Raw genomic sequence first — 20,101 nt, forward strand, 5'->3', positions numbered from 1 at the left:
TCGGGCACTCCCTTCGCGGTTTGCATCAGAAGCGCCAGACCACGTCGACAAACGCGCGGTGCATGTACGAGTCGACTCCTTTGCCATACGCATCGCCTGGCTTGAACACACCGCCACGGAACCGTACCAGTGCCGAAGGCTCATCGATCGACTGACTCAACGACGCAGGCAGCAGGCCTTGCTTGAAGTACTTGGTGACCACCAGGTCCATTTCCTGACCGAGGTCTTTGTTGCCATCTTCCAGCGGCAGGGAGGTGCTGGAGAGGATCGCGCCGGTCACGTCGTCGGTGTTGTTTTCGACGGCGTTGATGCCATTGCTGCCCACCGGCTTGTTGCCGTCGACGCGCCAGAACTTGTGGTAGATCAGGCTGGCGTCGTATTCGTCGTTCAGCATCCACGAGCCGAACAAGGTAGCGGTCTGCATGTTGTTCATTTCGCCACGGAAGGCTTCGCCGAAACGGTGAACCCGCGAGCGTGTGCCGGTGTAGTTCGAGCGATTGCTTTCCAGGCCGGTCTGTTCGTACTCGGCGCTGGCACGGGCATACGCCGCACCGACTTGCCACTGCGGATCAAGGCGTAAACGCAGGCCGATATCGGTGGCCCAGCCATTGAGGTCTTCACCGCGTTTGGCTTCGGTCGGACGCGTGCCATCGGCGTTCAGCGGGTTGACCGTGTCGGTGTCGCCGCTCATGCCGGTGATGCTGCCCCAGTAGTTGACGGTGTTGGTGTTGCGCCAGTTGTAGGCGTCGCTGTCGGCGGTGAGGCCGAGCCAGCTGATGTCACCGTTCTGTTTTTTATCCAGCGAATCGCCGGCCACGCCCGGCTCCGGGTAGTCGAGCTTGCCGTCATCGTGGGTGTGATGACCGCGAATGCCGACCCAGTTACCCGGCGACCATTGGCCGGCAACGTCGCCGAAAACGTGCAGGCGATCCTTGTCCTTGGGCGCCAGTTCTTTCAGGTCGGTGCGGTATTCGCTGAAGCGTTCGGCGACACCGGCGTTGGCGCGCAACAGGGTGGTGTCGAAGGTCCAGTTCAGGGCTTCGATGTTGGTGTCGCGCCATTGGCCGTCGTCGTTGCGCAGGCGTTGGCGACCGAGCTTGAGGATCTCGCCAGGGTAGGGCGTGAGGCCGCTGTAGCCGACCCAGAACTCGCGCATCGCCAGGTAGTTCTTCTTGGTTTTGCGATCACCGTTGTCGGTGGTCTGGGTACCGTCGCTGTCGGACTGTTGCAGGGTGTCCGTTTCGATGATGTCGGTGGACGTCACGGCCTGGCCCATGGCGTAAGCGCTCCACGCGCCGCTTTCGCCATATACCCATGGACGCAGGTCCAGGCCGACACCGGAAACGTCGCCGCCACTGGCAGTGCCCAGGTCTCGGTCGTCTTCGGACTGGCCGGTAACTTTGACTTCGAGGCCGAAGTTCTTGTCTTCGGTCAGGGCCGCCAGGGTCGGGCACGACCACAGCAGGGCGAATGTCAGGCCAATACCGGCCTTCACGAATGGATTGAGCTTCATAGGGATTCCTCGCCGTCTTCTTCTTGCAGAGCGTGCAGTTCCAGCGTGTCCGGACTCACGGCACTACGAATGGCCTGTTCTTGTTTCAACAGGCGTTGGGCCTCGGCCAGCCGGTCAGGCGGCAGTTGCGCTTCGATGGTTTGCGCAAGCTCATTGGCTTGTGGGGTGTTCTGAGCCTTCGCCAATTGGCTGAAGACATAAGCGTTGACCGGGTCGGGCCGGGTGCCCTTGCCTTGGGAGAACAGTTGGGCAATGGCGAAGTCGGCGCTGTTCTGGCCATTGCGCGCAGCGGTCAGCAGGTGATCCAGGGCTTTCTGCGGATAGACCTTGCCCAGGTAACCACGACGGTAAATCTGGCCGAGGTAGTAATCGGCGGCGACTTCCCGGCCGACGGCTTTCTTGAAGTGCTCTTCGGCGACCTTGGCGTCGGCCGGCACCATTTTTCCTTCAAAGTAGAGCTTGCCCAGCAGCAGTTCGGCACGCGGCTGGTCGGCGGCGCGGCCGTTGTCCAGGTACTTCATCATGGTGTCGACGTCGCCCAGTTCAGGGAAGTCGTAGAGCAGTTGCGCCAGGCTGACCCAGGACGCCGGGTAGCCAGGGGCGATGCCTTCGAGCAGCGACTGAGCGGTTTTCTCATCGGTCTTGCCCAGGCTTGCATCACCCAGCACGCGGGCCACGCTGTCCACCCGTTGCGCAGAGACGACGCCACGGCTTTGAGCGGCCTGCATCTGCTTGATCAGTTCGGCCTGTTGTTCTGGCTGGCCGTGTTTCTGATAGACCGTGGCCAGTTCGACGTAGCAGATGTCGGTGGTGTTCAACGCCGCTTTGCAGATCTTTTCCACATCATCCAGATGCTGGTCGTAAGTGCCCTGGGTGCGATAGAGCAGTACTTGCGCCAGACCGGCTTCCGGTTTGCCTTCGGTGCGCCATTGGCTGATCTGCTGCTGTGCGTTGACGTTCGGGAAACTGTGCGGGTATTGCAGGTACAGCATCGCCAGCGGGATCAGGGTGTTGCCTTCGCCATTGGCCGAGGCTTTCTTCAACAGCGCTTCGGCTTCGTGGTGTTCGGCTTCGGTGGCGCCGGGTTTGGCCACCAGCAGGCGACCCAGGCGAGCCTGAGCCCGCGGCGAGACGCTGGCCGCGGCGCGGTAAGTCGCCTCGGCCTTTTTGATTTGCGCCGGGTCACGGCTGTCGACCTGCAGATCGGCCAGGCCGACCTGAGCTTCGCTGTAACCCAGGTCTGCCAGTTGCTGGTAGTTCTGCGCCGCCAGCGTGGTGTCGCCACGCTTGAGGGCTTCATTGGCCAGACGCTGGTCGGGCAGGCCGGCGCAACCGGCCAGGCTGATGGCCAAGGCCAGCGAGCACAGCACATAACCACTGTGGGAGCGGTGGTGCGGCATTCCGACTTGCCCGCGATTCAGGCAACTCGGTGCTTCAGAAAGACCGCGTTGATCCAATCGCGGGCAAGCCCGCTCCCACAGGATTCGCGGTGTTTTCAGGAGACTGATGATCGTCACGGGCATGTCCTCTGTTTAAAGACCGGCGGCCATGGCTTTGTTGATCAGCCAGTTCAGGTTCGGGCCACGAGTGCTGTTCACTTCCACCGGGCGACCGGCGAAGGCGCTGTCCAGTGGCTCGTCAGGTTTGATCTGCACGCGGATATCGGACGACAGGTCGGCGCTTTTCAGGCTGGTGCTGCTGACAATCTTGCCGGTACGGGTTTGGTCTTCACCGGCGATCTGGAAGCTGACCGTGGTGCCTGGACGCACATCGCTGAACTGGCGATAAGAGAAGCGTGCTTCAACGTTGGCTTCGGTATTGCGCGGCACCAGTTGGAAGATCACGTCGCCTTTGCTGGCGTACTGACCGTTAGCCACCAATTGCTGAGCCACGGTGCAATCGCACGGCGACGTCAGGGTGCCGGTCATTTGCTTGCCGAACAGTTCTTCAACCTTGGACGGTTGCAGTTGACCTTCGTCCAGATGGCCCTTGAGCACGTCGAGCATGCTGGTGCTGAAAGTCGCCAGTGGGGCGCCTTTGGCGGCAACGCCGTCAGCCTTGATCAGGCTCTGCACGGTGCCGTCGCGCGGCATGGTGATGTTCATGCCCTGCACGCTGACCAGACCGGCCTGGGCGTGGCTGACGAAGTACATGCCATACACCGATTTGAAGATGAAACCGAACGCCACCAGGCCGATCACGAAAATACCGGCGCTGAAGGTCACCGCTTTCAGACGGCCGAGCGGGGTCATGCCGTGACCGCCATCCTTGACCTTGCGCGCCTTGGTGAAGTTGTCGCGCTGCAGGGTCGCCAGCATTTCACCGACACTGACGATGTCGCCGGCCAAGTGCGAAGTGATCAGGTGGCGCAGGGTGGAAATGTCACGGGGTTCCAGGTTCTGGAACTGGCAACCGATACGACCGGTCTGGCGATCGACGGAGCGGATTTGCAATTCCACGTCCATGGCAAGGCCGAGGTTATCGATGACGAATTGCAGGCGGGCCTTGTGCACATCGCCGACCTTCAACGGCAGCTGACCGGCGTTGAACGCCAGGCCGCCAGCGGAAAGGTCGATGACCCGGGCTTCAACCGGAGTCCGGTCTGGACCGAAGAAACGCAGCTTGGCCGGGATTTTCACGCGAGCGTGTTGGCGCTGGGCTTCGGATTCGTGCACTACGTTGGAGTTGACGGCGGTATTCATATGGGCGATTTCCTAGTTAATTCAGGCGAGTTCGGTCAGACCATCATCAGCAGCACGGCGACAAAAATGCTGCCGGCGGAGAAGGTCATGGTCCGAGACGACCAAGTGTTGAACCAACGTTGAAAGCTGGCGAGATCACGGGTCAGAGAAGTTGGCTGGCGAGTCCAGGACTGTTGATCGAGGCGGAAGAACACGTAGATTTTCACCAGCGCGCCGACGATCTGGTTGTAATAGAGAATCGCCGGGTAAGCCGGGCCGATCCGGTGACCGGAGCAGGACAGCAGCACGGTCAGGATCAGGCGGGTGATGCCGATCCACAGCAGGTAAACCAGGATGAACGCGCTGCCATACTTGAAGGTGGCGAGGATTGCCACGGTCAGGCCCAGCAAGGATGTCCACATCGATACACGCTGATCGAACAGCACCACCGAAGTGAACAGGCCGAGACGTTTCATCCCCAAACCCAGGGCGCGAGAGTTCTGCCGCAGGTTGTTGCCGTACCAGCGGAACATCAGTTTGCGGCTGGCCTTGATGAAGCTCTTCTCGGGCGGGTGCTCCACGGTATGGATCGCGGCATCCGGCACGTAGAAAGTGTCATAGCCCAGGCGCATCAGGCTGAACCAGCTCGACTTGTCGTCACCGGTGAGGAACTTGAAGCGGCCCAGGCGCCAGTGTTGCAGCGAGTCGCTTTCCACATCGGCGATGAAGTCCGGGTTGGTGACCACGGTGGCGCGGAATACCGACATCCGGCCGGTCATGGTCAACACGCGCTTGGACAGGGCCATGGAGCACATGTTGATGTGGCGCTGGGCGAATCGCAGTTTGTGCCATTCGCTCATGATGTAGCCGCCGCGCACTTCACAGAACTCGTTGGTGGTCAGGCCGCCGACATTGCCGAACAGCTGGAACCACGGCACGGTCTTGAGCACAACGCCTTCGGCCAATACGGTGTCGCCATCGATCACGGCAACCACGGCGCGGTCGTCCGGCAGGTGGCGTGAGATGGCGCGGAAACCGTAGGCCAGGCCATCGCGTTTGCCGGTGCCGGGAATGCGCACGAAGTCGAGCTTGACCCGTGGCGGTGGGTTCATGCGTTTCCAGAGGCTCTTGACCAGCAGCTCATCGGACATTTCCACGATGGAGCAGACCACGGTGGTCGGCAGTTCGCAGTCGATGGCCTCGCGGATTACCGAGCTGTAGACCTGAGCGGTGGTCAGCGCGTCGATACGAAAGCTCGTGACCATCAGAAATACATGGGACGGGTCTGCCGCTTTGCCCAGCTTGCGCACTTTGCGCCGCAGGTGCGGGTAGACCACGTACAGAAACAGCATGCCGCGCAGAAAGTGCGTGGCACCCATCGAGTAGCGCCAGATACCGACGATACCGATCAGGAAGATGAAGTCCTTCGACTCGGAGTCGAACGTGGACGCAGGCAGCGCCATGGCGATGCCCATCAGTAAACTTAGGTAAAACAGCCAACCGGCGGCCTGAAGTAGGCCGTGCTTTAGCCTGTGCATAATCTGCATCCGTCTCGATCTCGGGCGAGCCTGTGGGGTGGCCCGATGGGGTTAAGGCAGGCCTGTGAAAACTGGCGACACCCGCTCTGGATGACGCCAGAAATCCCGGTAGGAGCTGCCGCAGGCTGCGATCTTTTTGGGTTCACTCAGGACTCAAGTGCCTCGGGAAAGATCGCAGCCTCGTTTCACTCGACAGCTCCTACAGGTGTGTTACCAGCAGATGCCTTCAGTCCGGCCACTTACGCTGGTGGCTTTGGACATGAAGCCAACCAGGTCGACCACTTGCTTGCCGTGTGGAGCTTCCAGCGCCAGAGCGCGGAATTTCTCGTCACGGTTGCCGAGGATGATCACGTCGGAGTTTGCGATCACATCGTCGAAGTCGGAATTGAGCAAGGACGAGACGTGAGGGATCTTCGACTCGATGTAATCCTTGTTCGCACCGTGGACACGGGCGTACTCGACGTTGCTGTCGTAGATGCTCAGGTCGTAACCCTTGCCGATCAGCATTTCCGCCAGATCAACCAGTGGGCTTTCGCGCAGGTCGTCGGTACCGGCCTTGAAGCTCAGACCCAGCAGGGCGACTTTGCGTTTGTCGTGGCTGGAGACGATGTCGAACGCGTTCTGCACCTGGGACTCGTTACTGCGCATCAGCGAGTTGAGCAGCGGTGCTTCCACGTCCAGGGAACCGGCGCGGTAGGTCAGGGCGCGGACGTCTTTTGGCAGGCAAGAGCCGCCGAAAGCAAAGCCTGGGCGCATGTAGTACTGGGACAGGTTCAGAGTCTTGTCCTGGCAGACCACTTCCATCACTTCACGACCGTCGACACCGACGGCTTTGGCGATGTTGCCGATCTCGTTGGCGAAGGTCACCTTGGTGGCGTGCCACACGTTGCAGGTGTACTTGATCATCTCGGCAACGGCGATGTCCTTGCGGATGATCGGCGCGTCGAGCTCTTCGTACAGCGACTGCAGAACGTCGCCCGAGGCCTTGTCGAACTCGCCGATAACGGTCATTGGCGGCAGGTCGTAATCGGCGATCGCGGTGCTTTCACGCAGGAACTCAGGGTTCACTGCAACGCCGAAATCGACACCGGCTTTCTTGCCGGAGCAGTCTTCGAGGATCGGGATGACAACGTTTGCGACAGTGCCCGGCAGGACGGTGCTGCGAACCACGATGGTGTGGCGGGTGGTCTTGTCACGCAGGACGAAACCGATCTCGCGGCACACGGCTTCGATGTAGTTCAGTTCCAGATCGCCGTTCTTCTTGCTCGGCGTACCGACGCAGATCATCGACAGGTCGGTGTCGCGAATCGCCTCTGCGAAGTTGGTCGTGCCGCGCAATTTGCCCGTTTCGATACCCTTCTTCAGAAGTTCGCCCAGACCCGGTTCAACGATCGGCGATTTGCCAGCGTTGATCATATCGATTTTGTCTTTGGCAACATCGACGCCAACGACGTCATGGCCCCGTGCAGACAGGCAACCGGCACATACTGCGCCGACGTAACCCAAACCAAATATGCTGATGCGCATCGCAATTACCTCTGTATTTATCAAGCCATTACATGGCCGGAGTTAATGGTGTTCAGCGGTCATAGTGCACTCGAAAGTGCGACTTAAAGGCGCCACAATGCCGTGTGCAGGCATACTAAGTTCCGAGTGTCTAAATAAGTGCACTCAAGATGTGCGCAACCAGGCCTTATTGTTATGACGTGCCCTGTTATGCAGCCGATCCTCTTTTAAGAGGACTCCGTGCAAAGGTCTTGCGCGCTCAATGCCAGGCCCGAAAGCCCGTAAATCAAGCGGTTGGGTGCTCAGGTGAGCACGTTTATAGGGGCGCAGCCGTGGCCTTGTAGGGGATACTAATGGTGCGTTATCTCCTGTCCTTCATGTGTTGCCCAAATAAGGGATCAGTAAGCCCAAGTATGTGTGACAACTTCGCTACATGGATCTCTTGTCTGTGTAAGTTATCTCGCACAATCACGGAGAGAATCGTTACCGGTGGTATGAGCGGCGCATTTGGACATAGTTCCTGTCCGCCCATCGCGAATTCTGAAATTTCTTGAAATAGTGAAAAAGATGGCACTGCTTTCATATTGATAGCACTTGCCGTTTGGCCCTTTATATAGGGGGTGATTATTGCCTTGGGTACTTTTTTGCCACTACGGATAAAAATTTTGAGTGCCACTACTGAAAAAACTGCTAGCTGTCGAGTGAAACAAAAGTTAGAAAATGAAGTGCTGGTTTTTTGGCGTCAATATGGCGGCGAAAAGGCGGGGTATTGTTCGACGATCAAGGGGGCGCACGACGAAGTTATTGATGTCGTGCGCTGAATAAGTGCAGGTCTATTTACTCTGGTGCGTGATCGCGCAGAAACACCAGATTGTCCGGTTTAGACTGTTCGGCGCTGTAGCGATAACCCTGGACGTCGAACTGCTTGAGGGCGACCGGATCATTGATGCGTTCTTCGATGACGAAGCGACTCATCATTCCGCGAGCCTTTTTCGCGTAGAAACTGATGATTTTGTACTGGCCGTTCTTCAGATCCTTGAACTCGGTATTGATGATGCGCGCGTTCAAGGCACTGCGTTTGACCGCCGAGAAGTACTCGTTGGAGGCCAGGTTCAGCAGCACGTCATCGCCTTGATCGGCCAAGGCTTCGTTCAGCCATTCGCTGATCCGCGTCCCCCAGAAGGCGTACAAGTCCTTGCCACGGGCATTGGCCAGTTTGGTGCCCATCTCCAGCCGATAGGGCTGCATCAGGTCCAGAGGGCGCAGCAGGCCGTACAGGCCGGAGAGCATGCGCAAGTGTTGTTGGGCGTAATCGAAGTCGGCTTCGCTGAAGGTTTGTGCATTCAGGCCGGTGTACACATCGCCCTTGAATGCCAGCAAGGCCTGCTTGGCGTTGGCCGGGGTGAAGGCCGGGGTCCAGCTGCCGAAACGCGCGGCATTGAGGCCGCCGATTTTGTCGGAGACGTGCATCAGCTCGCTGATCTGCGCCGGCGTCAGATCGCGCAGTTGCAGGATCAGCTCCTGGGAATGATCGAGGTATTGCGGCTGAGTGAAGCGTTGGGTCGCCGGCGGTGTTTCGTAATCGAGGGTCTTGGCGGGGGAAATCACCATCAGCATGAAGTCGTCTCCTTTAATCGTGGCGCCGATTCTAGGGGGTTGTCTGTGTTGACTCCAGCTATCAAGTCCATAGGTGATCGGTGGTGGGTACACCCTGATCATTCCCACGCTCTGCGTGGGAATGCCTCAATGGACGCTCCGCGTCCGCTTCGGCAGGGACGCGGAGCGTCCCGGGCTGCATTCCCACGCAGAGCGTGGGAACGATCATGGGGCCGGCGATCAGCTATAGTGCCGCGCGGGTTTTGTTATGGAGACATCCCATTGCGTATCGTTTTTCTATTCTCGGCCTTGCTCTTGAGCTTTGGCGCCATGGCGGCGCCGGGCGATGTGGCGACGCTTGATCGCAGCACCTGGCCTGAGCAGCTCAGCAGCCCGACGCTGTTTGACGTCGCATCGCGGGCCGAAATCCTTATGTTTGCCCGCGTTCTGCTGGCCAGCGAATCGCTGGATGAAGCGAGCCTGGCTCAACGCCTGGGCCTGCGCACCCTCAATCTGGAGTCGGTCAACCAGCTGCGCCAGCGCATGTGGCAGCGTTTGCTGACTAATTACAACTTCGCCCAGCAGAGTTGTGATCAGGATGCCTCCTTCTGTTTTCTGGTCGAGGACATGGCCACCTTGCGAGAGCAAGCGGCCAAGTTTCAGGTGAGCGACGACAGCTATTACATCAAGTGGGCCGAGCCGAGCCGGTTGTTCCACGCCCAGTACCTGGATGAGCAGTTGCGCAAGGCGGCGCTGTTTCCGCAGACGAGCAGCGAAGTCGATCGTTTTGGCGACTATGAGCGCAATGGCGATGCCATGAATGACCGGCTGTTCCTGCTGACCTTCGACAGCGCCGCCAATGCCACGCCAGATAACACCGCCTGGGTCACCGAGTACCTGCGCAAGTCGAACATGAGCGCTACGTTCTTCGTCCTCGGCAAGGACATTCAGGCCCGTCTGGCCGAGCGCTCGGTAGCGAGCCTGCAAGGGACTTATTCGCAGCAATGCGTTGGCGTGCAAGGCTGGGAATTTCGCTCCCACAGCCACTGGCAGGACTGGCAGGACTCGGTGCGACGCAGCGTCGAGCTGGTCAAAGGCAAACTGCCGGAGAATTACGTGCCGCTGTTTCGCCCGCCCGATGGTCAACGTCGATCCGATGGCGAGGGCTTCTTCAAGTCTCAGGGCTTGCAGGTGGCATTGTGGGATATCGATGCCCAGGACGGTGCCGGCAAGCTCAAGGGCAGCCAGAGCGCGCAACGGGTGTTAACCCTGATGCTGCTGTGGCGGCATGGGGTGATCAATTTCAATGTGAAGCAGGATGCGCTGAAAACGGCGATGCCTTGGCTCATTACGCAAACGGCGCCAAGCGGGATCGGTTGGGCAGACTGTCAGGACGCGTTTCGCTGAAAACGGCAAAAGGCCGTAAACATTGGGTGAAGGGCGATTTCTGGAGAGAAATCGGTGCAGGCGGACTTCCGACTTTAACGGCACATTGCCTGCACGCCAAGGGCTATTCGTCACTCTGAAAAATAAACTTCAAAAAAACGTCAAAGTGCTTTTTTCTGTCACATGTTTTGGAGTATTACGAAGACAGACCGCCGAAACCTGCAACACAGGTGGCGTCTCCCAAGACCCAGTTTGTGTGCAGTTCACTTGACTCCTCGCAGGTGAATTCGGTGGCCACTTCGAGGCGCAGCACTGTCATGGTACTGCGTCGACTGGCTCCCACAAAGGTGACCGAGTATGGATGATCACGGACGTAGCTCTTCTTCCAACCAGCCAATCCTTTATGTACTCGATACCAACGTATTGATTCACGATCCAAACGCCCTGCTTAATTTCGAAGAACACCACGTCGCCATCCCGATGACCGTGCTTGAAGAGCTGGATAAGCTCAAGAGCGGGCATCACAGCGTTGCCGCGGAATGCCGCCAGGCGATTCGCCTGATCGACAAGACTTTGGGCGATGCCAGCCCCGAAGACGTCGAACTCGGCGTACCGATCCAGCGCGGCAAGAGTGGGCCCAAGGGTTTGCTGTCAATTCTGATGAGCAAGCGCGCTGAGCCAAACATCATTCTGCCCGAGCATCTGAACGACAACATCATCATCAACCAGTTGATCGACCTGCGCGCGCGCGATGCAAAGCTGCCCGTGGTGCTGGTCACAAAAGATATCAACATGCGCCTCAAGGCCCGGGCTTGCGGGATTGCGGCCGAGGACTACAGCACCGACCAACTGGTCGACGACGTTTCGTTGCTGCCCAACGGTTATCACAACATGACCGGTTCGTTCTGGGATCGGGTGAGCAAAGTCGAAACCCGGCAGGATCACGGCCGCACCTGGCACCAGGTGCAGCTGATCGACAACCTGCCCGCGGTACACGTCAACGAGTTCATCATCGACGAACAGGGCTTTGTCGGCTGGATCAAGGAAATCCAGGTCGACAAGTTGCTGATCCTCGATCTGCATCAGGAGCCTCTGTTGCACCAGGAAGCCTGGGGCCTGAAACCGCGTGACATCTATCAAAGCCTGGCGCTGTACGCCTTGCTTGATCCAGACATTCACCTGGTCAACCTGTCCGGCGCGGCCGGTTCCGGTAAAACCATCCTGGCCCTGGCGGCGGCCATCGAGCAGACCATGGTCAGCAAACGCTACCGGCGTATCATCGCCACCCGCAGCGTGCAGGGGCTGGACCAGGAAATCGGCTTCCTGCCCGGCACCGAAGCGGAAAAAATGGAGCCTTGGCTCGGCGCCATCACCGACAACCTCGAAGCGCTGCACATGGACGATGAAAGCACCCATGGCAGCGTCGACTACATCCTCAGCAAAGTGCCGTTGCAGTTCAAATCCCTCAACTACATTCGAGGCCGCAGCTTCCAGCAGAGTCTGATCCTGATCGATGAATGCCAGAACCTCACGCCGCACCAGATGAAAACCATCATCACCCGTGCCGGTGCCGGTTCCAAAGTGGTGTGCCTGGGTAACCTGGCGCAGATCGATACCCCTTACCTGTCCGCGACCAGCTCCGGGCTGACGTACTTGACCGAGCGCTTCAAGGACTTCCCCAACGGGGTGCATATCACCCTGCAAGGGGTGCCACGCTCGATTCTGGCCGAATACGCCGAATCGCATCTGTAACCCTCACCAGAACCGGGCGGCCCAAAGCCGCCCGGTTTTTTTATGCCCGACGAATAACCCTGTGGGAGCGGGCTTGCCCGCGATGGCATCACCGAGGTGTCCCTGTTGAACCGCAGCGCCTGCATCGCGGGCAAGCCACGCTCCCACAGGGTTCGGTGTAAACGCATAATCAAACGTGCGGAAATCTGACCCACAGGTTTACAATCGATGTTCCTGATCAGGAGTAACCCTGTGCTGACTCATCTCGATTCCCAAGGTCGCGCCCATATGGTCGACGTCACTGAAAAAGCCGTGACGTTCCGTGAAGCGACGGCCCAAGCGCTGGTGCGCATGCTGCCCGAAACCCTGCAGATGATCGTCAGTGGCGGCCATCCCAAGGGTGACGTGTTCGCCGTGGCGCGAATTGCCGGCATCCAGGCGGCGAAGAAAACCAGCGATCTGATTCCTCTGTGCCACCCGTTGATGCTCACTGGCGTCAAGGTCGAACTCAGTGCTGAAGGTGTCGACACCGTGCGCGTCGTGGCGCGCTGCAAGTTGTCCGGGCAGACCGGCGTCGAAATGGAAGCACTGACTGCCGCCAGCGTCGCGGCGCTGACCATCTATGACATGTGCAAGGCCGTGGATCGCGGCATGACCATCGAGAGCGTGCGGCTGCTGGAGAAACTCGGCGGCAAGAGCGGCCATTTCCAGGCGGATCAGCCATGAACGTGACTGTGAAGTTTTTCGCCCGTTACCGTGAAGCGCTCGGCGTGGAGTCGGTGAAGGTCGAAGGTGATTTCGCCACGATCGACGATGTGCGCGCGCTGCTGGCCCAACGTGACGGCGCCGAAGTGCTGAGCGAGCAGAACCTGATGTGCGCCCGCAACGAAGATCTCTGCCAGCTCGACGAACCGGTGAACGATGGCGATGAAGTGGCGTTTTTTCCGACCGTGACCGGGGGCTGAACCATGGCGATTCGTGTGCAGTCCACGCCGTTCGACCCGGGCGCTGAAGTCAACGCCATGCACGCGGCCAATGTGGGCGTCGGTGCGGTGGTGAGTTTTGTCGGCTACGTGCGCGACTTCAATGACGGCCTCGACGTCGCCGGAATGTTTCTGGAGCACTACCCGGGCATGACCGAAAAAGCCCTGGGCAAGATTGCCGCGGAGGCCGAGCAGCGCTGGCCGCTGTTGAAGCTGGAAGTGTTGCACCGCATCGGCGCCCTGGAGCCGGGCGAGCCGATCGTTTTCGTCGGCGCCGCCAGCGCCCACCGTCAGGCGGCGTTCGATGCCTGTGCCTTTGTCATGGACTACCTGAAAACCCGCGCGCCGTTCTGGAAGAAAGAAAACACCCGTGATGGGCCGCGCTGGGTGGAAGGGCGTGACAGCGATCATGTGGCGGCAGATCGCTGGAAGCAGTAAGCAATCGATCCTTCCTTACGGGCTCGATGCTTGAAAAACACTTGAAAGTTAATCCGTTCTTAACCGGTTTATCGTTTCTTCCTTGTGGCGGCCGAGCTTGCTCGCGCTGGGCTGCGCAGCGGCCCCAAAATCTGAGCGCTCCCTCGCCACAGGCGTTCACTGACTCAAGACTCTCGTGAACGGCATTGCCGCCCGAAGGCCGGGATCAGGGGGCGTTCAAGGCTCTCAAAGATCGGGTCAGCGTGTAGACTTCCGGGCAATCGATATCAGATCGACAAGGTCGCATTGCCGCCAGTTGGCGTATCAAAGACAACATCAGCCTGATGCCGCAGCTGCAAGCGCAGCCGTCAGCGAGCTGATCCACAGACACAAAAGGGAAACGCGATGAGCGAGGAAACGATGCGGTTGGGACGTGAACGGCGCTATCTGGTGTTGCTGGGCATTATTTGCCTAGCGCTGATCGGTGGCGCGCTGTACATGCAAGTGGCTCTGGGCGAGGCACCGTGCCCGCTGTGCATCCTGCAACGCTACGCGTTGTTGCTGATTGCGCTGTTCGCCTTTATCGGCGCGGCGACGCGCACCCGCCGCAGCATCACGCTGTTCGAAGCGCTGGTGGTGATCTGCGCCATTGCGGGCGTCGGGGTGGCTGGGCATCACGTCTATACCCAGTTTTATCCTGCGGTCAGTTGCGGCATCGATGTGCTGCAACCCATCGTCGACGGCCTGCCACTGGCGAAGATCTTCCCGCTGGGCTTCCAGGTCGATGGCTTCTGCTCTACGCCGTACCCGCCGATCCTCGGCTTGTCCCTGGCACAGTGGGCGCTGCTGGCGTTCGTGCTGATTGCGGTGCTGGTGCCGTTGCTCACTTCGCGTAACCGCAAAGCGCTGCGCTGAGGCTGTTCGCCGTACCGTTGCAGGCAAAAAAACGCCCCGGTTCTCGTTGAGAGGCCGGGGCGTTTTGCATATTCGCAGACCAAGTAAAAAGACCTTGATGCTCGACAAGGAAGGGTGCGACACGTATGCGACATGTTGTCACAGCTTGAGTGTCGCAAGGCATTTCAAATCGCGGGTTCAGGGAATCGCTTCGCACCAAAAACCGGCTCTTCCAGGCGCTGCCGGTTTCAATACTCGTCAGTCGAAACAGGCAGTTTTAACAGGGCCGGGGAAATTGCCAAAGCCCTTGTCGCATAGGGGGTAGAGCAGGGTCGAAGGCGAGCGCAGAGCCTTGGAAGCTGTCTGAACTTCGCGTGGTAGACCTACAATTTTTGGTGTTTTTGTTGAGAATTAATTTCGATACCATGGCGCACTTTTGCAAAAGCCGTTACTGATTGTTGTCGGATCGGATAAAAATTATTTCGGGATGAGACATGGTTTATGAATCGTTACATATCTACAATCGCCCGCACTGAATTCCCGGCACTGCTCACCCTTACTCAGGTGCATGAGCAGAACTAGGGTGTCGAGAGGCCTGATGGCTTCATGCGACTCCCAGGTGTCGGTGCCTTCCGACTATCCGCACCAAATGGAATTGGTCTGTAACAAGGCCCTTGACCACGAATTCGAATAAGAACTCACCGCAGGCCCAGCAATTGTCGAACAGCGTCTGACGCGCGACGGGCAGGCCCTTATTCAATCCAAGAAAAATGCCAACCCTTGGCAGGGTGAAGTGTTGGCGATCAAAACCCAACTGCATTGCGCAAGCTGCTTTAGAGGTCGTGAGATGAGTAAAAACAGGTACCCCAGACTACTAGGCTTATTGCCGCTGCTCGGCACGTTGTTGCTGGGAGGCTGCAACATGACCTTGCTCGACCCTAAGGGCCAGGTCGGCCTGGATGAGCGAAACCTGATCATCACCGCAACGCTGCTGATGCTGTTGGTCGTCGTGCCGGTCATCGTCATGACTTTCCTGTTCGCCTGGAAATACCGCGCGTCCAACCAAGACGCCGTCTACACGCCGAAGTGGTCGCACTCCACCAAGATCGAAATCGCAGTGTGGACGATCCCGGTGCTGATCATCATTGCCCTGGGTTACATCACCTACAAGTCGACCCACGCGCTTGACCCTTACAAGCCGCTGGAATCCGACGTCAAGCCAATCACCATTGAAGTGGTCGCGCTGGACTGGAAGTGGATGTTCATCTATCCGGAGCAAGGCATCGCCACGGTCAACAAGATCGTGTTCCCGGCCCACACGCCGATCAACTTCAAGGTGACGTCCGACTCCGTGATGAACTCGTTCTTCATCCCGGCCCTGGGCGGCCAGATTTACGCGATGGCCGGCATGCAGACCAAACTGCACCTGATCGCCAACCAGAACGCTGAAATGGACGGTATCTCCGCCAACTACAGCGGCGCGGGTTTCACCGGCATGAAGTTCAAAGCGATCGCCACCTCTCAGGAAGATTTCGACGCCTGGGTAAGCGAAGTCAAAAAGGCACCTAAACAGCTTGAAAAAGCTGAATACGAAGCCCTTTCCAAGCCAAGCCAGAACAACCCAGTCGAGCTCTACTCCTCGGTCACGCCGAACCTGTTCCAGATCATCGTCGACAAGTACGAAGGCATGAAACCGGGTCCGAAGGTGAAGCACGAGAAGAAAGAGAAAGAAGTGGCCGCTACGCAAGGAATGGACATGAACTCGCATTCAGCTGCCGGGGCAGAGGAGTAAACGATGTTTGGTAAATTAAGTTGGGAAGCGGTCCCGTTCCACGAGCCGATCGTGATGGTGACCATCGCCATGATCGCGCTCGGTGGTCTGGCACTGTTCGCTGCAATCACCTACTTCAAGAAGTGGACCTACCTGTGGACCGAGTGGCTGACCTCGGTCGACCACAAGAAAATCGGCGTGATGTACATCATCGTCGCCATGGTCATGCTGCTGCGCGGTTTTGCCGACGCCATCATGATGCGTACCCAGTTGGCGATGGCCACCGAGGGTTCGCCTGGCTACCTGCCACCTGAACACTATGACCAGATCTTCACCGCTCACGGTGTGATCATGATCATCTTCATGGCGATGCCATTCTTCACCGGCCTGATGAACCTTGCAGTGCCGCTGCAGATCGGCGCGCGTGACGTTGCCTACCCGTTCCTGAACTCCCTGAGCTTCTGGCTGCTGGTTTCCGGCGTGGTGCTGATCAACCTGTCCCTGGGCGTTGGCGAATTCGCCAAGACCGGCTGGGTTGCCTATCCGCCGCTGTCGGGCCTGCAATACAGCCCAGGCGTGGGGATGGATTATTACATCTGGGCGCTACAGCTATCCGGGCTAGGTACGACGCTGACGGGGGTCAACTTCCTGGCCACCGTGCTGAAAATGCGTACTCCTGGCATGAAGCTGATGGACATGCCGATCTTCACCTGGACCTGCACCTGGGCCAACGTTCTGATAGTGGCTTCGTTCCCGATCCTGACCGCTACCCTGGCGCTGCTGACGCTTGACCGTTACATGGATTTCCACATTTTCACCAATGAACTTGGTGGCAATCCGATGATGTACGTCAACCTGTTCTGGGCCTGGGGTCACCCCGAGGTTTACATCCTGATTCTGCCGGCGTTCGGGATCTTCTCCGAAGTCATCTCGACCTTCACCGGCAAGCGTCTGTTTGGCCACCACTCGATGGTCTACGCATCGGGCGCGATCTCGATCCTGGGCTTCATGGTCTGGCTGCACCACTTCTTCACCATGGGTTCGGGTGCCAGCGTCAACGCCTTCTTCGGTCTGGCGACGATGCTGATTTCGATCCCGACGGGGGTGAAGCTATTCAACTGGCTGTTCACCATCTACCAGGGCCGTCTGCGTTTCACCAGCCAGGTGCTGTGGACCCTGGGCTTCATGGTGACCTTCGCCATCGGCGGCATGACCGGCGTACTGCTGGCCATCCCGGGTGCTGACTTCGTTCTGCACAACAGCCTGTTCGTGATCGCGCACTTCCATAACGTGATCATCGGCGGCGCGGTATTCGGTTACATCGCAGGCTTCGCCTTCTACTTCCCGAAAGCGTTCGGCTTCAAGCTGCATGAAGGTTGGGGCAAGGCTGCATTCTGGTTCTGGATCTCGGGCTTCTTCGTCGCGTTCATGCCGCTCTATGCACTGGGCTTCATGGGCATGACCCGTCGTCTGAACGCCACCACCAACCCTGAGTGGGTGCCGTACCTGTACGTCGCCATGTTCGGTGCGGTGATGATTGCCGTCGGTATCGCCTGCCAGCTGATCCAGCTCTATGTCAGCGTGCGTGATCGCAACAAGCCAGAGAACATGTGCGAACACGGCGACCCGTGGAATGCCCATACCCTGGAGTGGTCGACCTCGTCGCCACCACCGTTCTACAACTTTGCTGTGCTGCCAAAAGCGGAAACCATCGACCCGTTCACCGAAGCCAAGGAAAACGGCACCGCGTACAAGGCTCCGGCCAAGTACGAGCCGATCCACATGCCAAACAACACCGCCACCGGTGTGGTCATGGGTGCTCTGTTGACCGTGTTCGGTTTCGCGATGATCTGGCACATCTGGTGGTTGGCCATCGTTAGCCTGGTCGGCACCGTGGGTTACTTCGTTATCCATGCTGCACGTGATGATCAGGGCTATATGGTGCCGGTCGACGTGATCGAGCGCATCGAAGCCGAGCAGCACAAGCGTCTGGTAGCGGCCGGGAAAGTTCCAGCCACCGCCACCCGTGTTGAAACCTCGTTGGAACAGGCTTAAACCATGTCGAACTTAGTGACCAATGCTGGACACACCCATGTCGATGGACATGGGCACGATGACCATCACCACGACTCGGGCGAGATGACCGTATTCGGTTTCTGGCTCTACCTGATGACCGACTGCATCCTGTTTGCGTCGATCTTCGCGGCGTACGCGGTACTGGTTAACAACGTAGCGGGTGGCCCGTCGGGCCACGATATCTTCGAACTGCCATACGTACTGGGCGAAACCGCTCTGCTGCTGTTCAGTTCGATCACCTATGGCTTCGCCATGCTGGCGTTGTTCAAGGGCAAGAAGAACCAGGTGCTGGGCTGGCTGGGCATGACCTTCCTGTTCGGTGCCGGCTTCATCGGCATGGAGATCAACGAGTTCCACGTACTGATCTCCGAAGGCTTCGGCCCTAGCCGCAGCGGCTTCCTGTCCGGGTTCTTCACCCTGGTCGGCACCCACGGTCTGCACGTGACCAGCGGTCTGATCTGGATGGCGATCATGATGTACCAGGTGCAGAAAAACGGCCTGACGGCGACCAACAAGACCCGTCTGAGCTGCCTGAGCCTGTTCTGGCACTTCCTGGACGTTGTGTGGATCTGCGTATTCACGGTTGTTTATCTGATGGGGACTATGTAAATGGCTAACGCTCATTCCCACGATGGCCACGAAGCCAACCACGGCAGCGTAAAGTCCTACGCCATCGGCTTCATCCTGTCGGTGATCCTGACCGTCATTCCTTTCGGCCTGGTGATGTACCCGTCGCTGCCGAAAGCCCTGACCCTGTGGATCGTACTGGCCTTCGCAGTCATCCAGGTGCTGGTGCACTTGGTGTACTTCCTCCACCTGGACCGTTCGGCGGCGCAGCGTAACAACGTCATTGCGTTTGTTTTCGCCGCGATCGTAATCGTCCTGTTGGTAGGCCTGTCGCTGTGGATCATGTTCAGCATCCACACCAACATGATGGCGCACTGAGGTAAGTCCGGATGTCCTTGAAGCACTTTATCCAAATCACCAAACCGGGGATCATTTTCGGTAACGTGCTTTCAGTGGCAGGCGGATTTTTCCTGGCCTCCAAAGGGCATGTCGATCTGGCCATCTTCCTGGCTGCGATGATCGGCACGTCCCTGGTGGTGGCCTCCGGTTGCGTGTTCAACAACTGCATCGACCGCGACATCGACCTGAAGATGGAACGCACCAAGAACCGGGCGCTGGTCCAGGGCTTGATCTCCCTGAAGCTGGCCCTGGTTTTTGCGACCATCCTTGGTGTTTTCGGCGTTGCACTGTTGTACAAGGTGGCCAACCCGTTGGCCGCGCTGTTCGCGGTAATCGGTTTTGTCATCTACGTCGGTTTCTACAGCCTGTACCTCAAGCGCAAGTCGGTTCACGGCACGCTGGTGGGCAGCCTGTCGGGGGCGATGCCGCCGGTGATTGGCTACGTGGCTGTGACGAACAGCTTCGACATGGCCGCACTGACGCTGCTGGTGATGTTCAGCCTGTGGCAGATGCCGCATTCCTACGCCATCGCAATCTTCCGCTTCAACGATTACCTGGCCGCGTCGATTCCGGTGTTGCCGGTGAAGCGCGGGATTCAAGTGGCCAAGAAGCACATCCTGCTCTACATCCTGGCGTTCCTCATAGCGACCTTGATGCTGACCTTCAGCGGCTACGCCGGCATGAGCTACCTCGCCGTCGCCGCGGCCATGGGCATGTACTGGTTGTACATGGCCTGGACCGGTTACAAGGCAGTGGATGACACGGTCTGGGCACGCAAGCTGTTCGTGTTCTCGATCTTCACCATTACTGCGTTGAGCGTGATGATGTCGCTGGATTTTAAAGTGCCGAGTGAGCTGTTGCTGACTTACGCGCCTTAAGCTTCGAATGCTGTAAAGAAAAGCCCCGCCCTTCGAGAGAGGAGCGGGGCTTTTTATTGGGTTCTATTTGACGGACCGTGTCATCCCTATCGCGAGCAGGCTCGCGATGGATGCGCCGCGGTGTATCAGGAAAAAGTTAATAAGCGAACAGGCAATAAAAATCCC

The 20,101-nt window shown here is 58.4% G+C and carries 18 protein-coding genes; 12 read left to right on the forward strand and 6 right to left on the reverse strand.

All coding sequences use genetic code 11. The features are described from left to right. Nucleotides 1-25: 25 nt before the first annotated feature. The 5 genes from PSH97_RS04620 to PSH97_RS04640 form a co-directional block, all read right to left on the reverse strand. Nucleotides 26-1,513 (reverse strand): alginate export family protein, encoded by a 1,488-nt coding sequence (locus PSH97_RS04620; protein WP_305448283.1) that lies wholly within the window; start codon nt 1,511-1,513, stop codon nt 26-28. Next, nucleotides 1,510-2,913, reverse strand: a complete 1,404-nt coding sequence (gene algK / locus PSH97_RS04625) for an alginate biosynthesis TPR repeat lipoprotein AlgK (RefSeq protein ID WP_407682183.1) — start codon at nt 2,911-2,913, stop codon at nt 1,510-1,512. Before algK ends, PSH97_RS04620 begins: the two co-directional genes overlap by 4 nt. Before the next feature lie 132 nt (nt 2,914-3,045). Then, nucleotides 3,046-4,215, reverse strand: a complete 1,170-nt coding sequence (locus PSH97_RS04630; RefSeq protein WP_305448285.1) for an alginate biosynthesis protein Alg44 — start codon at nt 4,213-4,215, stop codon at nt 3,046-3,048. Nucleotides 4,216-4,250: 35 nt separating this feature from the next. Beyond that, a complete protein-coding gene (alg8, locus tag PSH97_RS04635; RefSeq protein ID WP_405046551.1) occupies nt 4,251-5,732 on the reverse strand; it encodes a mannuronan synthase in 1,482 nt (493 codons plus the stop codon). A 210-nt stretch (nt 5,733-5,942) separates the two neighbouring features. Continuing rightward, a complete protein-coding gene (locus PSH97_RS04640) occupies nt 5,943-7,259 on the reverse strand; it encodes a nucleotide sugar dehydrogenase (RefSeq protein WP_305448286.1) in 1,317 nt (438 codons plus the stop codon). A gap of 644 nt (nt 7,260-7,903) precedes the next feature. On the opposite strand from PSH97_RS04640, the gene PSH97_RS04645 reads away from it, so the two are divergent. Continuing rightward, entirely contained in the window at nt 7,904-8,059 is a 156-nt protein-coding gene (locus tag PSH97_RS04645) for a hypothetical protein (protein WP_305448287.1), read from the forward strand. 16 nt (nt 8,060-8,075) lie between these two features. Here PSH97_RS04645 and yaaA read toward each other — a convergent pair whose 3' ends face one another. Continuing rightward, a complete protein-coding gene (yaaA, locus tag PSH97_RS04650; RefSeq protein ID WP_123501039.1) occupies nt 8,076-8,855 on the reverse strand; it encodes a peroxide stress protein YaaA in 780 nt (259 codons plus the stop codon). Between the two features lie 261 nt (nt 8,856-9,116). Between yaaA and PSH97_RS04655 the strand changes: the two genes are divergently transcribed. The 11 genes from PSH97_RS04655 to cyoE all read left to right on the forward strand — a co-directional run bounded on the left by PSH97_RS04655 (nt 9,117) and on the right by cyoE (nt 19,936). Then, nucleotides 9,117-10,241, forward strand: a complete 1,125-nt coding sequence (locus PSH97_RS04655; RefSeq protein WP_305448288.1) for a polysaccharide deacetylase family protein — start codon at nt 9,117-9,119, stop codon at nt 10,239-10,241. 336 nt (nt 10,242-10,577) lie between these two features. Next, entirely contained in the window at nt 10,578-11,972 is a 1,395-nt protein-coding gene (locus PSH97_RS04660) for a PhoH family protein (protein WP_305448289.1), read from the forward strand. 231 nt (nt 11,973-12,203) lie between these two features. Beyond that, nucleotides 12,204-12,677 carry a cyclic pyranopterin monophosphate synthase MoaC gene (gene moaC / locus PSH97_RS04665; RefSeq protein ID WP_305448290.1) on the forward strand — a complete coding sequence of 158 codons (474 nt, stop codon included), beginning with the start codon at nt 12,204-12,206 and terminating at the stop codon, nt 12,675-12,677. Then, complete coding sequence (moaD, locus tag PSH97_RS04670) at nt 12,674-12,916, forward strand: molybdopterin converting factor subunit 1 (RefSeq protein WP_305448291.1); 243 nt, start codon at nt 12,674-12,676, stop codon at nt 12,914-12,916. Before moaC ends, moaD begins: the two co-directional genes overlap by 4 nt. Nucleotides 12,917-12,919: 3 nt before the next feature. Continuing rightward, nucleotides 12,920-13,372 (forward strand): molybdopterin synthase catalytic subunit MoaE, encoded by a 453-nt coding sequence (gene moaE, locus PSH97_RS04675; protein WP_305448292.1) that lies wholly within the window; start codon nt 12,920-12,922, stop codon nt 13,370-13,372. A gap of 384 nt (nt 13,373-13,756) precedes the next feature. Beyond that, nucleotides 13,757-14,266 carry a disulfide bond formation protein B gene (locus PSH97_RS04680; protein WP_305448293.1) on the forward strand — a complete coding sequence of 170 codons (510 nt, stop codon included), beginning with the start codon at nt 13,757-13,759 and terminating at the stop codon, nt 14,264-14,266. An 826-nt stretch (nt 14,267-15,092) separates the two neighbouring features. Then, complete coding sequence (cyoA, locus tag PSH97_RS04685) at nt 15,093-16,037, forward strand: ubiquinol oxidase subunit II (protein WP_305448294.1); 945 nt, start codon at nt 15,093-15,095, stop codon at nt 16,035-16,037. A 3-nt stretch (nt 16,038-16,040) separates the two neighbouring features. After that, nucleotides 16,041-18,071 (forward strand): cytochrome o ubiquinol oxidase subunit I, encoded by a 2,031-nt coding sequence (gene cyoB / locus PSH97_RS04690; RefSeq protein ID WP_305448295.1) that lies wholly within the window; start codon nt 16,041-16,043, stop codon nt 18,069-18,071. A 3-nt stretch (nt 18,072-18,074) separates the two neighbouring features. Next, on the forward strand, nt 18,075-18,701 hold the full coding sequence (locus PSH97_RS04695; RefSeq protein WP_305448296.1) for a cytochrome o ubiquinol oxidase subunit III: 627 nt from the start codon (nt 18,075-18,077) through the stop codon (nt 18,699-18,701). Further along, on the forward strand, nt 18,702-19,037 hold the full coding sequence (gene cyoD, locus PSH97_RS04700) for a cytochrome o ubiquinol oxidase subunit IV (protein ID WP_052966641.1): 336 nt from the start codon (nt 18,702-18,704) through the stop codon (nt 19,035-19,037). Between the two features lie 11 nt (nt 19,038-19,048). Next, on the forward strand, nt 19,049-19,936 hold the full coding sequence (gene cyoE / locus PSH97_RS04705; protein WP_305448297.1) for a heme o synthase: 888 nt from the start codon (nt 19,049-19,051) through the stop codon (nt 19,934-19,936). Nucleotides 19,937-20,101 lie beyond the last annotated feature (165 nt).

This window comes from Pseudomonas cucumis, from assembly GCF_030687935.1.
Classification (GTDB): Bacteria; Pseudomonadota; Gammaproteobacteria; order Pseudomonadales; family Pseudomonadaceae; genus Aquipseudomonas; species Aquipseudomonas cucumis.

Coding starts and splice junctions, on each gene's coding strand:
- alg8 (WP_405046551.1), bottom strand. CDS start 5,732: ATGCACAGGCTAAAGCACGGCCTACTTCAGGCCGCCGGTTGGCTGTTT.
- cyoE (WP_305448297.1), top strand. CDS start 19,049: ATGTCCTTGAAGCACTTTATCCAAATCACCAAACCGGGGATCATTTTC.
- cyoD (WP_052966641.1), top strand. CDS start 18,702: ATGGCTAACGCTCATTCCCACGATGGCCACGAAGCCAACCACGGCAGC.
- PSH97_RS04695 (WP_305448296.1), top strand. CDS start 18,075: ATGTCGAACTTAGTGACCAATGCTGGACACACCCATGTCGATGGACAT.
- PSH97_RS04680 (WP_305448293.1), top strand. CDS start 13,757: ATGAGCGAGGAAACGATGCGGTTGGGACGTGAACGGCGCTATCTGGTG.
- cyoA (WP_305448294.1), top strand. CDS start 15,093: ATGAGTAAAAACAGGTACCCCAGACTACTAGGCTTATTGCCGCTGCTC.
- yaaA (WP_123501039.1), bottom strand. CDS start 8,855: ATGCTGATGGTGATTTCCCCCGCCAAGACCCTCGATTACGAAACACCG.
- PSH97_RS04640 (WP_305448286.1), bottom strand. CDS start 7,259: ATGCGCATCAGCATATTTGGTTTGGGTTACGTCGGCGCAGTATGTGCC.
- moaE (WP_305448292.1), top strand. CDS start 12,920: ATGGCGATTCGTGTGCAGTCCACGCCGTTCGACCCGGGCGCTGAAGTC.
- PSH97_RS04660 (WP_305448289.1), top strand. CDS start 10,578: ATGGATGATCACGGACGTAGCTCTTCTTCCAACCAGCCAATCCTTTAT.
- moaD (WP_305448291.1), top strand. CDS start 12,674: ATGAACGTGACTGTGAAGTTTTTCGCCCGTTACCGTGAAGCGCTCGGC.
- algK (WP_407682183.1), bottom strand. CDS start 2,913: ATGCCGCACCACCGCTCCCACAGTGGTTATGTGCTGTGCTCGCTGGCC.
- cyoB (WP_305448295.1), top strand. CDS start 16,041: ATGTTTGGTAAATTAAGTTGGGAAGCGGTCCCGTTCCACGAGCCGATC.
- PSH97_RS04620 (WP_305448283.1), bottom strand. CDS start 1,513: ATGAAGCTCAATCCATTCGTGAAGGCCGGTATTGGCCTGACATTCGCC.
- PSH97_RS04630 (WP_305448285.1), bottom strand. CDS start 4,215: ATGAATACCGCCGTCAACTCCAACGTAGTGCACGAATCCGAAGCCCAG.